12 protein-coding genes and 1 tRNA gene are annotated in these 15,051 nt (G+C 54.9%); 3 read left to right on the top strand and 10 right to left on the bottom strand.

Annotation, left to right across the window (positions count from 1 at the left end; genetic code table 11):
• Positions 1-10: 10 nt before the first annotated feature.
• Together A6F49_RS09305 and A6F49_RS09300 are read right to left on the bottom strand one after the other, a co-directional pair.
• Entirely contained in the window at positions 11-1,834 is a 1,824-nt protein-coding gene (locus A6F49_RS09305) for a threonine/serine exporter family protein (RefSeq protein WP_052504792.1), read from the bottom strand.
• A gap of 174 nt (positions 1,835-2,008) precedes the next feature.
• The gene (locus tag A6F49_RS09300) at positions 2,009-2,875 is read right to left on the bottom strand and encodes a regulatory protein RecX (protein ID WP_043057516.1); all 867 of its coding nucleotides are present in this window, start codon (positions 2,873-2,875) and stop codon (positions 2,009-2,011) included.
• A gap of 347 nt (positions 2,876-3,222) precedes the next feature.
• Here A6F49_RS09300 and A6F49_RS09295 point away from each other — a divergent pair, with 347 nt between their 5' ends.
• Complete coding sequence (locus tag A6F49_RS09295) at positions 3,223-4,845, top strand: AlbA family DNA-binding domain-containing protein (protein WP_052504793.1); 1,623 nt, start codon at positions 3,223-3,225, stop codon at positions 4,843-4,845.
• A 67-nt stretch (positions 4,846-4,912) separates the two neighbouring features.
• Here A6F49_RS09295 and A6F49_RS09290 read toward each other — a convergent pair whose 3' ends face one another.
• The 6 genes from A6F49_RS09290 to A6F49_RS09265 form a co-directional block, all read right to left on the bottom strand.
• Positions 4,913-6,217 carry a glycine cleavage T C-terminal barrel domain-containing protein gene (locus A6F49_RS09290; protein ID WP_043057517.1) on the bottom strand — a complete coding sequence of 435 codons (1,305 nt, stop codon included), beginning with the start codon at positions 6,215-6,217 and terminating at the stop codon, positions 4,913-4,915.
• Between the two features lie 175 nt (positions 6,218-6,392).
• Positions 6,393-7,187: an IclR family transcriptional regulator gene (locus A6F49_RS09285; protein WP_161485800.1), complete on the bottom strand. Its 795-nt coding sequence runs from the start codon at positions 7,185-7,187 to the stop codon at positions 6,393-6,395.
• Between the two features lie 316 nt (positions 7,188-7,503).
• Positions 7,504-9,024, bottom strand: a complete 1,521-nt coding sequence (locus A6F49_RS09280) for an alanine/glycine:cation symporter family protein (RefSeq protein ID WP_043057519.1) — start codon at positions 9,022-9,024, stop codon at positions 7,504-7,506.
• 349 nt (positions 9,025-9,373) lie between these two features.
• A tRNA-Thr gene (locus A6F49_RS09275) sits at positions 9,374-9,450 on the bottom strand.
• Positions 9,451-9,517: 67 nt separating this feature from the next.
• The gene (locus tag A6F49_RS09270) at positions 9,518-10,354 is read right to left on the bottom strand and encodes a DsbA family protein (protein WP_043057520.1); all 837 of its coding nucleotides are present in this window, start codon (positions 10,352-10,354) and stop codon (positions 9,518-9,520) included.
• Positions 10,355-10,435: 81 nt separating this feature from the next.
• Positions 10,436-10,915, bottom strand: coding sequence for a hypothetical protein (locus A6F49_RS09265; RefSeq protein WP_043057521.1), 480 nt, complete (start codon positions 10,913-10,915; stop codon positions 10,436-10,438).
• 132 nt (positions 10,916-11,047) lie between these two features.
• Here A6F49_RS09265 and A6F49_RS09260 point away from each other — a divergent pair, with 132 nt between their 5' ends.
• A complete protein-coding gene (locus tag A6F49_RS09260) occupies positions 11,048-11,956 on the top strand; it encodes a fumarylacetoacetate hydrolase family protein (RefSeq protein WP_043057522.1) in 909 nt (302 codons plus the stop codon).
• The gene (locus A6F49_RS09255) at positions 11,943-12,569 is read left to right on the top strand and encodes an NADPH-dependent F420 reductase (RefSeq protein ID WP_043057523.1); all 627 of its coding nucleotides are present in this window, start codon (positions 11,943-11,945) and stop codon (positions 12,567-12,569) included. Before A6F49_RS09260 ends, A6F49_RS09255 begins: the two co-directional genes overlap by 14 nt.
• A 63-nt stretch (positions 12,570-12,632) precedes the next feature.
• Here the strand turns inward: A6F49_RS09255 and A6F49_RS09250 are convergent, their stop codons facing one another.
• On the bottom strand, positions 12,633-13,766 hold the full coding sequence (locus A6F49_RS09250) for a tyramine oxidase subunit B (protein ID WP_235604948.1): 1,134 nt from the start codon (positions 13,764-13,766) through the stop codon (positions 12,633-12,635).
• Positions 13,767-14,023: 257 nt separating this feature from the next.
• A complete protein-coding gene (locus tag A6F49_RS09245) occupies positions 14,024-14,629 on the bottom strand; it encodes a GNAT family N-acetyltransferase (RefSeq protein ID WP_052504794.1) in 606 nt (201 codons plus the stop codon).
• Positions 14,630-15,051 lie beyond the last annotated feature (422 nt).

Below are 15,051 nucleotides of genomic sequence, written 5' to 3'. Positions count from 1 at the left end.
CCTGTCAGCGCTAGCGGTGCCCCGAACGACGTCGTTCGTTGGACTTCAGCCCGGAAGTCAGCGGCCGCGCCAGGGCATCACCGAGAACCAGCCCCGATGCCATGGCCATGATAATGACCGAGGCCTGGAGCAACACCATCACCCCGCCTGACATCATCTCCACGTTGGTCCCGATTTCATACATCGCCCGGAAAATCATGAGCCCGGGGAGTAAGAAAATGCTGGCCGGAACCGCAACCACCAGCTGGGGTGCCCCCAGGCTCAGCGCCACAATGCGAGCGCAAAACCCTACGACGACGGCGGCAACCGCCGGTGCAATGCTGGGACCTAAGCCAAGTTCTACTGCGCCGACATATACCAGGTAGCCCACTGCCGAGACGAGTCCGGTCGGCAAAATAAGTCGCATCCGAGTTTGTTCCGCTATGGACATTCCCATCGCGGCAATGGCTACGATCGCGGTGATTAACCAATACGGATATTGGCGCGACGGCATAGCGGTGATGTCGATTTCGGGGGCGTCCAGCATACTGAAGGTCACAATGCCTACCGTGATGCCCGCTACCAGCCCCACGTAAACTAATGCCGAGGACACCATACGTCCGGCGGAGGTCACCGGGAAGCCGTTAATACCGTCCTGGACTGCTGACACGATGCGTAACGACGGCACCAGGGTTAGCAGTGAGGCGGCGATCATCAGGGCTGGGTCGCGAAACACTTCGGACCAATACAGCCCAAAGGCGATGAGTGTAGCCATGAGCCCACCGGCCATCGTGGCAAAAACATCTGGAGCGCGCAATCGTCCCATCAGATACACGGTTGCCATGATCAGCGCGGTGACGCCCAAGGTCAGCAGTGCTGAGAACCACGAGCCCCCGATGAAAATGACGAAGGCGGAGGCCCACACACCATTGGCAAGAAACGACACCCAAGTGGGAAATGTTTTCTTACGCTGTCGAATGGCGGCGAGTCGGGCATGTGCGTCGTCGCGCTCGACCGCGCCAGCAGCAATTTCGGTCACCAGCTGGTGTAAATCTGCCAGGCCTGCGTAGTCGGAGCCCCAGGTGCGGACCACCCGTTGGTAGGTCGCTGGTGGCTCACCAACCGGTGCAAAATTCAGCGAAATGGACTGGTTGGTGATATCAACTTCGGCATCAAACACCCCATAGGCTTGGGTCACCACGATGATCGAAGTTTCAACCTCCAAAGCACCGGCACCGAAACGAAACATCGTCTCGCCCAGCTTGAGGGCAAGCAGCATCGTGTTATGGGCTTCTTTGGCCTCAGCAACGGCCTTATAGCGAGCCCCGGTGAGTTGATAGGGCGAATCCTGCAGCCGGTCAACCAGGCGTAGAGCCTGGGTGGGCAGCGCTTCGGTGTAGGGCGTATATTCTTCGGTAAAGCTGGCCCAATCCCCATCATGGTCAGCACTTTTGGCTTTGGTGCGATCCGTAAGCCCCTGGAAGGCTTGGCGCCACGTTGTCAGCGCCGGGAACTTTCGGGTATCCGGCGCAGTTTTTTCCTGGACGTAGGCGGCTTCCTGTTCCGGTTTGGGCGGTTCCCGTAACGGCACAACCGTCTCAGGATCATCGCCGGCCGCAAGCACCGAGGTCGGAACCGGGTCTTCCGGGGCCGTCTCAGGTTCGGTAACCTGCGGAGCCATCTGGCGTGCGTCCACATCTGGGTTCGGCAGGGTCACCGCCGGGCGGATCACCGGCATGATACTCACCTCGGCGGGTGGCTCCTGCGGGTTGTGGAGTTCATCCACCGACTCTTGACCAGTTTGTGGTTCCACTTGCTCTTCAGCCTCAGATATACCGCGTTGCTCGTTGGCCACAGCCGCCCTCCCTCCAAGGAAAAGTCCCGGGTCATTTCCTCCCGGGACTCTTGGATCGTGGTCCGTTGTTGATCAACGGAACCAAGGATCCCAACACGCATTGACAGTATTAGAATCCCACACTTTTGGCAGTGGTCCAAACCGCGAAACGGCTAGGAAAAACCTGGGGTGTGACTAGTCAATATTGTCAAAGGCATGGTCGATTTCGGAGTCCTGGAACCCAGCATATTCCAGATACTGGCGCAGCTCAGCTTCAGAGTAGTCATCGAAAGTTTCTGTATATGATTCCAATGCTTGCAGCGCCTGGGCATTGTAATCAATATCGATGTTGTCCAGTGCATGCTGAACCTCATCGTCCATAAAGCCCGACCTGCTCAGCGACTCTTGAATCTCTTGTGCCGAGTAGCCACTGTATTCACTGTCGCTCATGCGCTGTGCGGTCCCCAGCGCTTGTTCATTCCAGTCGACGTTCGCGGTATTCAGTGCATATTCGATAGCCCCGTTTTGATAGCCTTCATAGCGCAGCAGATCAATGAAATCGGTGGGCCCGTAATACGAGTATCCGTCGTCGATGCGTTCTTGAACGGTCGCAAGCGCCTGTTCATCGGTGCCACCGTCTGGCAGCACGAATTGGCCGTCATCAGAGCGTTCAACCCGCAAGTCGTCAGGGTTGAGGGACTCTTCGGATGCTTCGGGAGCCAACGGTGCCGCCGGTCCATCCAATCCGGGCTGTTGCGCGACGTCATCATTGGAGGTCTGACTGGATGCCACGGCCAGCGCAATAGCGATCCCACCCAGGGCCAACACCACCAGAATCGTGATGAACCACCACTGCTGATACACGGGCTTGCGAGGTGAATGCCCGTTTGGCATGTGGGTGGCCTGATGCCAGGCCGCTGGGTTATTCGGATCGTAGTAGTGCTGAGCCGGGTCATAATATGGGCCAGCCTGCCCCTGCCAGTATTGGGACTGGTTGATGTGTTGGTCAGCTGGGCTTGTCCAGTGTGCGGAGTTGTCTTCCGAGGTGTGATGGTGTGTCATAGTCATTCCTTACATTCGTTGATCACCGTATCACCGAGAGGACCAGGCGGAGATTATTCTGACGTGCCAAGGCAACCGTGACGACGTCACTCCTATCGGGAAGAACCTTTCGCGGGCGGCGAGCGTCCTGGCAGAGCAAGAGGGTTGCCTGCGGTAGGCCAATTCGAGTTGAACGACAGCCAACCATGAGATTTCCACGATGATAAAAGCTTGAGAAGTCGTCCAGTGCCCTGTCGTTTTGGCGTAAATCTGCGCTAGCGTAGTGTCAGAAGGCTCCACCGAGTTTATTCGGTGGAGCCCATGGACCGCTCGGCGGCTCCAGCTATTTCTCACGATTGGGATCACCTATGGCAGTGGTATGGGACGGAAGAACGGACGAGGAAAAACTTCAAGAACTTCTACGACTCGGCGAACAGACTCAGCTGGAGTTTAAAGTTGAGCTCGACCTGCGCGATCGTAAACACGAACTAGATTTCGTCAAAGATGCAGTCGCCATGGCCAATCGTCCGCCCGGTGGATACATGTTGATCGGCATCACTGACGAAGGCACACTGCCAACTACGCCCTGGCGAATCAAAAACCCGCAGATGTTCGACGGTGCGACACTGCGCGACAAGATCGGCAAATATATTGAGGCCGATATTGAAGTCGTCTCGCAGGTTCATACGGTCAACGGCAGTGACGTCGTCGTTATAGCTATCTTTTCCACCCGCTCCGGACTGCCGGTGCCCATGATGCGAGTTGGCCAATATAACTCGCCCAATGGCAAGGGTCGAATGAAATCGAAAACCGTATTCCGGCCCGGTGAAATTTTTATTCGTGACGGCGCCGGCAACGCGCCGGTGCGTTATCGCGATTGGCCATCGGTACTTGCCAAACACGATCACCAGATGAAAGAAGCAGCCACCAGCGACGTCAACTCTCTGATGTCGAAACTTGCCGAAGCTATCGGTGCCGGTGGCAAGCTCAATGTGCCGCTGGAACCGTTTTTGGCAGATGACACAGTCTCCAGTGCGATTCGGGCTAATATTCGCCAGGGTAATCGGGCTGAGCTGAAAATTTTCCTGCAAAACACCAGAGAAGAGATCGTGTTGGCCGAAGATAAGGTCAAACCGTTGGTACGACTCGTTGGGGTCGGATGTGAGGCAATGCTTGCCGATGACTACGATTTAGCCATCAAGACCATCGGCACCATGTATGATGCGTTCACTTCCATTGCCAAGTTCCCCAGCGCTGTAGCGGCCACGATTGTGGCCGCTTATTTATTTGGAGCAGCAGCGGTGCGGCTAGGCTGTTGGGAACTGATTCCCGAGTTGGTGCTGCGACCGTTTCAGCGCACGCCTGCGCACCCGCGCTACAGCTCTTGGATTCGGTACGGGCAGATCGAAGCTTCCGCTCACGATCAGTACCCGTTTACCTCACGTCCCGCCGATGCCACTGACGAGGACGCCGATGACAATGGTGCCATGATCTCAGAAGGCCTGTCCTGGGCACGGACCTATCCGTTGGTGCGTCCCGATGTGATGCACGACTTTGGGTTGCATAACAATAAGACACGCAAGACCGATGCGTTATTGAATTCGTTGTGCCAGTTTGATTTTCTCTACGCCTGGCTGGTCAATGCTTCAGCACGTGAACACGGCGGTGGTGGCGCGTATGCGGCGTCGTCGGCGTTCAAACACTGGCGGACACTGCCGATCATTGAACGGACCGTTACCAACGGTGAGATGCGAGCCAAGCTCTTTCCCAAAGCTCGCGAAAAAGAAATCGCCCAAGCCTTGCGAAGTACCTACAGTCACGCAGAAAACGTTTCGAACCGAGAAAAGTACTTCACGGGCTGGCAACCTCTGCCGCCATGGATCTCGGAGTTTATCGATCAGATTGTCGAAGGGAGCAACGGTGCTAACCATCCCCCTGCTCGCTCCCGACACAATGTCCTTGATTTCACGCCGCACCGAAACAGCGGCTGATCAGGCACCTCAACGCAACCGTGGGACTCCACTACCAAGTGAAGTCCCACGGTATGTCGAGGGCCTATTAGATAGCAGCGTCCATGCCCTTGCCGCGCAGAATTTCACGCTGATTCGGATTGACCGATTCCCTAAATGGCATCTCAACAACCTGCGCTGCCACGGGGCTGCCGGGTACGTCTGCGTATTGTTCGGGAAGGTGAACCCACAGTTCAGTGCCCAGTGCCGATTGTTCCACCGGGACATATGCCATCGCAATATTCTGCCCGATTTCGGGTGAGTACCACGGTGAGGTAACGTACCCGGCCGGCTCGCTATCTGAAGTTGTGGAAATCAACCAGAAGTCTGGCGCGTAGTCATCAATCGGTGAGCCACCCATGATCAGGCCAACCAACTGATGCGTAAATGGGTAACGACCGATTTCGAGTTGGGCACGAGCTGATTCAAGGGCAGACTTGCCGATATAGTCGGCCTGCTTCTCGCGCGGTACTTGATATGACAGGTTCACCTGGAACGGTAAGACCTCTTGATCCATATCCTGACCCCACGACAGGATACCGGCTGCGATACGACGATGGTGCGCCGGAGCTACCACCGATAGTTGGTGTTTTTCACCGGCTTCGAGGACGGCGTTCCACAGCACTTCCGCGTGCTGAGAAGCGTCATAGAGGTAGATCTCATAGCCTTTCTCTCCGGAGAAACCGGTTTGTGAGATGATCACGTCATGACCGGAAACATCACTTGCCATCAACCCATAGGGCGGTAACTCCGCGACCTGGTCACCAAACAGATCGACCATCAAGTCCACCGACTTGGGTCCTTGGATTTGCACGGGAGATACGTCAATCTCTTGGATTTCCACGTCAAACCGTCCACCGACGTTGACGCCTTGTAGCCACAGCTCAAGGTCAGAGTCGGAAATGGAGAACCAGAATTCGTCTTCTGCCACACGCAACAACACCGGATCATTGAGAATCCCGCCGCGTTCATTGCACAGAATCACATAGCGTGCGCGCATCACCGGAATCTTGGTGGCGTCTCGGGTGATGACAAAATTGACGAAAGCCTCAGCTTCGGGGCCCTTGACCTGGATCTGACGCTCGACGGCAACATTCCAGAGGGTTACGTGGTTAACCAGCGCATCGTATTCCACCATCATTCCGCCATCTTCAGGACGGACATAGCCGCGAGGGTGATACATGCGGTTATAGATCGATGCACGCCAGCAGCCTGCCTCCATGGACAGATGCCAATACGGGGATTTCCTCACCCTGGTGTCGATGAGCATTTCAACCGGGGTGGGTCCCGACTGTCGTAGGTTGATTGGAACGTTGCGGTCAGATTGATTGATGGAAGGGAAATTTGCAGTCATAGTGGTCCTCCCCTGGGGAAAGGAGGGTGGGATGCTCAGTCGGCACCACCCCCGCTGTTGCATAGTGTGCTACATCGTTCGCACTATGCAGCACTACGTCACATCCTACTGTGACAATCGTCACGCGTAAAGAGGGGTGCGGGGCCTTTGCTGGAGCGTTTTCTTACAGCGATCGTCAGGCGGTTGGTATCACTCGTGAGAATCCCAAACGCGCCTCAAAATCTTTGGCTGCCGCCTGGACATGGATCAAAAATTCATCAAACTGATCTTCCGGCATACGAAAGGCCGGAGCCGTGACAGACACGACGGCTACCAGCTGACCGGTGGCGTCCCACACCGGGACTGCGAGCGCGTTTATGCCCTCTTCCCACTCGCCAATGGCAGCGGACCAACCTCGTTGTCGAATGCTGTGCAGCTCTTCGGAAAGTTGAGACACATCCTGCTGAGTTGCGTCGGTATAACGCTCAAGTGGTTGGGACACCAGCTGTTGCCAAACATCATCCGGGGCATAGGCTAGCAGGAGCTTGCCGGTCGACGTCGCATGCAAAGGAACACGTTGCCCGACATACTGTCCTGCTACGCCGACCATCTGTTGTCCGGTGCTCTGCGTGATCGTTACCGCATGGCCCTGATCCAAAATAGCGATATTGGTGGTCTCTTGCGTCGTTTCGGCAAGTGCATCACAGATCGCTTGGCCGTCACGTGCCAGATCAAATCGAGTCGAGACAGGATAGGCCATACGCAAGATACCCAGGCCTAACCGATATGCTCCGCGTTCTGATACCTGTTCGACGACGTCGCGGTATTCGAGCGTCGCTAACAGTCGGGAGGCCGTTGATCGGTGCACTCCGAGCTTTCGAGCAATTTCTGAAGTGCTCAATTCAGGTGCCTCTGTGAGGAACTGCAGTATTTGTATGGCGCGGTCCACCGACTGTATGGGAGCTACGGTTTCTGGAGTGTGTTCTGCCATCGCCATAGTGTTCCTCCCTCAGGGTTATGCCAGCGTACTCGTCTAGACTACCCAACTTCAGTCAGTAGCACACAGCACCGTATTGTTCGCCAGAGCAAGATGTCCTTCACTCGTCCCGAACCGACCATCCATGGTAGCCCAGCACGTTCAGGGATCATCACGGCCTTATTCTATGAGATGGCAACCAATTGAAACATCGGGGCGGTCCTAACCAAGGCTTCGCCGTAACTGCAACGAGAACTGTAAAACGTATCCGGCGGCGCAGTTCGAAAAAACTGCGTCGCCGGATACGTTTGCGTTGCGGAAATCAGCTCGCCTAGGGCATATGCCGAGAGTCGGTAGTATCTTTCGGCTTGACGCCATAGTTTCGGGAGGAACCAATGACGTCGCCGGATTTCCATTCGGCCCAACCCGGCCGACCGGCCATGAAAGCCTCGATCTGGTCCTTGTCGGCCTCTAATTTAGGATCATGTTGGAGGTAAAACTTCGTTTCTCGAGCAATGAGGCCGGAAAGCACGAGCAGGCCGATGAGGTTCGGTAGCGCCATCAGGCCGTTGAAGATATCGGAGAACAACCAAACGACTTCAAGTTCTGCGGTGGCGCCGACGAAGACGATCAGCGAGAACAGGATGCGAAACGGCATCACCAGGCCGCGGCCAAAGAGACGTTCGATGTTTCGTTCCCCATAATAGGACCACGCCAGAATCGTGGAGAAAGCAAAAAGTACCAGACCAAGTGTGACCACCCAGTGACCCCATTCGCCGGGCAGACCGTGACTGAAGGCCTCTCCAGTCATCAGTGAGGCGGAAATCTGTTCTCCCGTCGTGGGATCCTGTTGTGACCAAGTACCAGTGGTAACGATAACTAGGCCGGTAATACTGACGACGATGATGGTATCGATGAAAGTTTGAGTCATGGATACCAAGCCTTGACGTACCGGGTGAGTGGTTTGTGCGGCTGCCGCAGCAATTGCGGCTGACCCAAGACCCGATTCGTTGGAGAACATGCCGCGGGCTACACCGTACTGGATCACGATGATGATAGCCGCGCCGGCGAAGCCGCCAACAGCTTGTTCTGAGCCGGCGAATGCCTTGGTGAATATCTCGGCGAAGGCACCGGGCAGTGCTGTGATATTCACAAGCAAAATGTACAGCCCCCCGAGGACATAGAACACAACCATAAACGGAACAAGACCTGAGGTGACGCGTCCGATGGATTTAATGCCACCCACCAATACGATCAGGGTCAACACGGTAAGGACTAAACCAGTAACCCAAATGGGTACACTCCAGCTGGATTCAACATTTGAGGCGATCGCATTGGCCTGGGTCATGTTGCCAATACCGAAGCACGCGATCACCGCGAAGATCGCGAACGAGAGACCTAAGATCTTTCCTAGTGGACCCTTGATGCCGCGCTCCAAATAGTACTGCGGCCCACCAGACTTTTCACCCGCGGTATCCGTACCGCGGAACCGCACACCGAGGAAGGCCTCTGAGTACTTGGACGCCATGCCAACCAGGCCGGTCATCCACATCCAGAACAAGGCTCCGGGTCCGCCGATAGCTAGTGCGGTCGCGACCCCGACAATATTCCCGGTGCCGATGGTCGCGGCCAGTGCTGTCGTGAGCGCTTGGAACTGCGAAATATCGCCTTCCGAGCCCGGGTCCTTCCGCTTGATGATGCCCAGGGTCAACGCTGGGATAAGTTTCGTAAATTGTATCCCTCCCAACCGGATGGTTAGGTAAAGTCCTGCTCCCAGCAGCAGCGGGATTAAGAGAAACGGCCCCCAAACAAAGCCACTAATCTCATCAAGAATTGTCGTTAAATCTGTCATGGCGCTAGATCCTCTTCAGACTGTCCCTGAGGACGGCAGGTGTGAGCAAAGGAGATGAGCATCACTACGTACGCCCCAGGTTACCCGACAAGTCCTCTTCGGCGGTAGACCTTGGCTAGCCATCCACTGCAGAACTCAACATCTGGAAGACATCACCTCTCCGGAATTGCAGTGTGAAGTCACCAAACGCCCAATTCACAGCTCTAGCGCCGTTCGATAAGCTGATACTCCCCGTCTATTCGGCGTGCAACGCCCAAAGTAATCATGGGAGGTGTGGAAGCCGGCTGAAGCTTCGACGGTGGTCCGCCGACGAAAAACCCCGGAACTTCGAAGTGAAGTTCCGGGGTGGTGGAGCCCCCTATCGGATTCGAACCGATGACCCCCTGTTTACAAGACAGGTGCTCTGGCCAGCTGAGCTAAGGAGGCGTGGCTAGACTAGCCGCGATCATTGCGACCTTGGCTAGTCTAGCTCAAAGATTAGGGAAAGAAAAACTTAGCCGTCGAGTTGAGCTTCAGCCCATTCTTGGAAGGGCTCGCCGTTGGCAGTGTTCTCGTACTGCACACCGTTGACCCACACCGATGGGGTGCCGGCAATTCCGGTTTCAACGGCTTTAGCCGTCGTGAAGTTCACGAATGGACGGAAGGTGTTGTCCGAAACGCAGCCATTGATATCAGCGCCCACCTCGGACGCAAGGCTGGTTAGTTCATCATTAGACAGGCCTGCACCCTGGTGCGAGTTATAGCTCATGAAGACTTCGTGGACGAAGTCCATTGCGTGCTCTGGTGATTCTTCAGCTACACAGGCCATCGCATTTGCAGCACGTGAAGAGTAGTTTTCGGTACCGGGGTTATCCAGGTAGTTCACTATGCGGTATTCAAGTGAATGCCCATCGTCCACCAGCTCATTGAGCGTCTCGGCGTTCTCTGTCTCAAATTGTGCACAGTAGACGCAGTTGGCATCAGCGTAAATAATGATATCTGCTTGATCAGTGCCGGGTACTTCGGTCGGTACCTGGCCGGCAGTATCAGGATCCGGCTCTTCAACAGTCGTGGCGTCGACTTCAGCAGGACTGTCGCCTTCGACAGGTGCGCCATCTTCAAACAAGAGCCCGCCAGAGGCGGTCGCCGCGGTTGGGGCCGGACCGGCATCTGGGATCGAACGAGATGAGTTCATCAGGGTCACCACGACGATGATCGCAACGATAGCAGCAATCACACCTACGATGGTCCACGTAATGGTACGTGACCGACGTTTTTCAGCTGCCAGTTGGTTAGCGTGGGCCTGCCGTACGGTGTCACGAGAACTCCGGGCTGACTTGTTTTTGGCCATTATCCTTACCTAGCGTAGAGAATAGTTAAATTTTGAACGACTCAGATTATACGTTTCATAACTGAGCGTTCCCTGAACTGGTTACTCTTGGATTCCCAACTCAGGATGGTCTCCTTGAACGGTCGGCTCGCCGGTTTCAGAATCAAATAAGATCCGAACCGGAAGGCGCTCCCCATCCACCGTGGTCACTTCTGCTTCCAAGAGATTGCCATGCCACTCTTGTGGTTCGACTTCCTGGACCTGGGGGTATTTTGCGATCGTGTTGGACTCCAACACAGCATTCTGTTGCTCTTGGCCCACCATGCCGTAAACAATACCCGCGGTCCCTAGAAGCAGTGCCACAAGTCCAGCGATGGTTTCTATGCGAACGTCGCGTGGCGCATCCGGACGCTCACCGCGTGAGTCGGTCCCTTCAAAGCGTCGAGATTCCCCTGCTGCCCATGCTTGCAGACGGCGCCGACGCCATGTAGCGTGCGCCAAGATCGCAGCACCGGCGATGGCAAAGACGAATCCCAAGCCAACGGCCAGTTGCGGGGTCTGGAGGTCCAAGGGCTCAAACATACTTCTATTGTCTATGATTCCCAGCATCAGTTGGCCCATATGCAGAAGTTTTGACTCAGCGCGTAGTTATTTCTGCTGCTTGGCGTGGTCAAAGCGTACCTTGGAGCTCCAGAGTGTGATGAACTTGGAACTATGAAATTAGCTACCTTTCGAATCCCTGATCAACGTCTTGATGAACCCGGTGCCACCTTCGCAGCCGCCATTACAGAAACCGACACAGATGACTCAGGCGTGGAATACGCCACGCAGGCGGTCATGCTGGAGGGCATAGTCGATGTCGGCACGTATCTCACGCTGCCGTTGAATGATCGACAAGAACGCGTTCACCGCGCGATCGAAGAAGCACAACGCGATCCGAGCAAAGTGCTCGATGTTTCCGAGTTCACCTACGACACCCTCATCTCGTATCCTTCGAAGGTGTTTTGCATCGGCTTGAATTACCGCAATCACATCCTCGAAACAGGTCTGAAGCTGCCTGAGTATCCAACCGTTTTTGCCAAGTATGGTCAGACCCTCACTGGCCCCTATAGCGACATCGAGCTACCAGCATTAGATCACCGGCTGGATTACGAAGGTGAGCTAGCCGTCATCATCAGTGCACCCGGCAAAAACATCCCTGCCAGCAATGCGAGGAACTACATCGCCGGCTATGCAGTCAGTAACGATTTCTCGCTGCGCGGCATGCAGGGGCGCACCGATGAATGGACTCAGGGCAAAATCTTTGAGGCGACCACGCCGGTTGGCCCATGGTTGGTTACGCCAGATGAGTTCAAGGAAAACGCGCGCCTCACTACCCTGGTCAACGGCGAGGTTCGCCAAGATGATTCGGTTGATGACCTCGTCTTTAAGGTCGATGAACTGATCGAATATCTTTCAGAAATCATTACCTTGCTACCGGGCGACATCATCCTGACTGGAACACCCGGTGGAGTGGCCTTAGCCATGCGTGACGAAAATGGGCGTCGTCCATGGCTCAAAGCCGGCGACGTTGTTGAGACACGAATTGAAGGACTTGGTGCCCAGCGCAATGTCATCGTCTAGTCGCATCGGTATTCTTGGGGCGGGCCGTGCTGGGACCGCGTTCGCTCGAGCAGCCGCACGGGCAGGTATTGACGTACAGATCGCGTCAACACGTACCCCGTCACAGATGCGCTATCACCTGATGCAATACGCACCCCAAGCCCGCGCGGTGCAGGCTGAAAATATTGCTGAAGGGGTCGATCTGGTGCTCCTTGCTGTCCCGCAGGAGGATTTGGACGACGTCGAGCCAGAGTGGCTTGCCCACCGTATTGTGGTAGATGCCACGAACCGGTGGGAAAATGAGCCGCTACCCTTGTGGTTCGAGGAGGGACTGGCTTCTGGGTTGAGTTCATCAGAAGTGATCGCACAGCGCTTTCCCGACTCTCAAGTGGTGAAGGCGCTGAACCATATCTCACACTGGGCGATGGATGCACCGGTAACTGAAGAAGCACGCGCAGCCATAGTAGCCGCGGATGATGTTTCAGTTGCTGAGCCTGTCGCCGCGTTGGTTAGGAGCCTGGGCTTTGAACCAGTGATAGCCGAGTCGCTAGCAGCGGGCCGGCATACTGAGCCGGGCACGCCCTATTTTAATGTTCCTGCTACCGCAGAGCAATTGAGTCGCGAGTTGTTATAGCACCTGGAGACAGCAACAGCGGATCCGAGATTTTTTCGGATCCGCTGTTGCTATTGAATGCGTTTAATACGCGGCTGGGGTTTCCCAGAGATTCAACGAGGTACCAATATTATTTTCTTTGGCGTAGTTGTAGAGATCGTGAGCCCAGGCGACGTCCTCCACTGGCATACCGCCAACGGAGTAGATGATGATCTCGTCGTCCGATTTCCGACCTTCTACGCGGCCCGCTGCGATGTCACCGATTTGCTGCAGATCTTCGCGGGGGAAGTGTCCGTCATGTTGGAGTTTCAACATGCGTGAACCGATGATCCCGATCTGGTCGTAGGCAACTTGAGTGGTGTATTCGTGGTGCCATTCGTCGTAAAGACCCATGTAGTCGACGACTTTGCGGGTGTTGATTAGGAAATCGTCGTCGAAGTGAGTTGCCCCAGGCGCGATTACGAGCGTACCTGGAGAGAGCCATTCGCCCTTCACCTGTGGAAATTCCGTATGGCCATTTGGAGAAGCGTTAGCACCGGTAATAAGAATCTCCACGTTTTCGACAGCTTCTTTTTCGCTGTCGACGATGGTGACGGATTCTAGTTGTGGATGTGCTGCACGGATCTCTGCCGCTGAACGTTCTGTCGAATCTTTAGAACGTCCCTTGATCTTGACATGCTTGACGCCTTCGCGTTGCGTCAGCAGACCTTTGAGCGTTTTCTGCGACATAACACCCGGGCCAATGATGCCAATAGTTTCGACATTGTCGACTGCCAGGTGTGTGGTGCCTACGTTCGGAACCGAGGCGGTACGGTATGCCGACAACAAGTTACCTGACATGATGGCCAAGGGCGCTCCAGTGTCGGTGTCGTTGAGAACGAACACGTGGATGGAGCGTGGCATCTCGGATTTACGGTTCTCAATGTTGGACCCATACCATTTGACACCAGTGGCGCGGAAGCGGCCACCAAGGTAAGCCGGCATTGCCATGAATCGACGATCGATATCGTCCTTTGGCATTCCTTGGTGTTTTGGCTCTTTCGGGAAGGAAATCATCGCACCGTGGGAATCACCACGGTCGCCAGCCATCATGTAGTCACCGTCTGCAAGGAGAATAAGCGACTCTTCCATCACCTCAATGCAACGTGCAATATCTGTCACACCGGCTTGAATCATGTCCGGTTCGTTGAGATAGAGGAAATCTATACGTTTATCCAATTAGGGCTTCCTTCTGTTGATACTTCAAAGCTCAGAATCGTGAGTCCACAGTGAAGTATGGCAGAAGAAAAAGACCCTGTCAGCAACCGACGAGCCTTAGCCAGAGTAACCTTTCTTACATCCAGAAGGAAACGCCTGAGTTTAGGAATAGTCCAAGAACTATCACCGCTTCAGTGCGTAACTCGGGTCACCAGAGAACACCAAAATGCAAGACCCGACATATTTTCGTTGCTCGGAAACCAGTCGACAAATTTTCCTTAGGACTTTCTGCTGCGACGCATCCGGTAGCGTCGCTGGAGATCCTCAAAATACTGGGGAGTTCCGGGCTCGGGTGTACCGTGGTCTACTTCTGAAGGAGTGTCTTCGTTAAGACTTGGCCAATTATCAGGATGGATATCATCACGTAATTCACTGTCTGATTGCAGCATCGGTTCACGGATCATAGTCACATGCTCCATGCCTGCTTCATAGAATGGTTCACCGACAGTTTCCAAGCCAAAGGTTCTGTACCAGTCTTGCAAGTGAGTCTGGGCATGCATTGTGAGACGTTGGTCTGGATAGTAGGCCATCACGGCTCTGATGAGGGCACTGGCTAAGCCGTGACCCCGGAAAGCTTTATCAGTAGCTACACGTCCTATAGACAGTGTAAGCGGATCCTCGCGCAACACACGCAGTGTAGAAACCGGGACACCTTCGACCTGAATCCACCAAATTTGAGTAGTGGGTTCCAGATCCCTCCCATCGAGCTCCTCAACGCTAATTACGCCCTGCTCCATGACGTAGACGCGGTTACGTAACCTCGCGATGTTATAGGCGGTTTCGTGCCGCATTTGAGTCCAGTGTGCATTTTGGATTTCAACCATGCTCATATTCTAAAGCACGGAATCACTCGAGGATATCTGAATCATTATGCGATCGAAAACAATTAGCAAAACCGACCAAGTGCCATCGACTGCACTAGGGCCCAGAGGTCGTGTGCTTAAATGCCAGACCCCCTGACACAGGGGTGTCAGGGGGTCTGGTGAATGGTTGTCCGGCGGTGTCCTACTCTCCCACACCCTCCCGGGTGCAGTACCATCGGCGCTGTGGGTCTTAGCTTCCCGAGTTGGCTCATTTTTCGGCAGTAGCCAGGTCTGAGGCTGGGATTTCGGCATGATTGCAGGGTTGATGGTTGACGAACAGGGCACTAAGCGCTGGTCGTAGACTGGGTTCGTGGGGTTGTATATTCGTCAAGTGTCGACTGCTTCTGGTGCGACGGCGGTGCAGATTGCCAGGAAGTATCGTG

Source organism: Enteractinococcus helveticum (genome assembly GCF_001657475.1).
Taxonomy (GTDB): Bacteria; Actinomycetota; Actinomycetes; order Actinomycetales; family Micrococcaceae; genus Yaniella; species Yaniella helvetica.
Note: the sequence above shows the minus strand (reverse complement) of the source record. Positions and strands in the feature narration are given on the sequence as shown.

Coding starts and splice junctions, on each gene's coding strand:
- A6F49_RS09265 (WP_043057521.1), bottom strand. CDS start 10,915: ATGTTTGAGCCCTTGGACCTCCAGACCCCGCAACTGGCCGTTGGCTTG.
- A6F49_RS09280 (WP_043057519.1), bottom strand. CDS start 9,024: ATGACAGATTTAACGACAATTCTTGATGAGATTAGTGGCTTTGTTTGG.
- A6F49_RS09260 (WP_043057522.1), top strand. CDS start 11,048: ATGAAATTAGCTACCTTTCGAATCCCTGATCAACGTCTTGATGAACCC.
- A6F49_RS09270 (WP_043057520.1), bottom strand. CDS start 10,354: ATGGCCAAAAACAAGTCAGCCCGGAGTTCTCGTGACACCGTACGGCAG.
- A6F49_RS09245 (WP_052504794.1), bottom strand. CDS start 14,629: ATGGTTGAAATCCAAAATGCACACTGGACTCAAATGCGGCACGAAACC.
- A6F49_RS09290 (WP_043057517.1), bottom strand. CDS start 6,217: ATGACTGCAAATTTCCCTTCCATCAATCAATCTGACCGCAACGTTCCA.
- A6F49_RS09285 (WP_161485800.1), bottom strand. CDS start 7,187: ATGGCAGAACACACTCCAGAAACCGTAGCTCCCATACAGTCGGTGGAC.
- A6F49_RS09255 (WP_043057523.1), top strand. CDS start 11,943: ATGTCATCGTCTAGTCGCATCGGTATTCTTGGGGCGGGCCGTGCTGGG.
- A6F49_RS09300 (WP_043057516.1), bottom strand. CDS start 2,875: ATGACACACCATCACACCTCGGAAGACAACTCCGCACACTGGACAAGC.
- A6F49_RS09295 (WP_052504793.1), top strand. CDS start 3,223: ATGGCAGTGGTATGGGACGGAAGAACGGACGAGGAAAAACTTCAAGAA.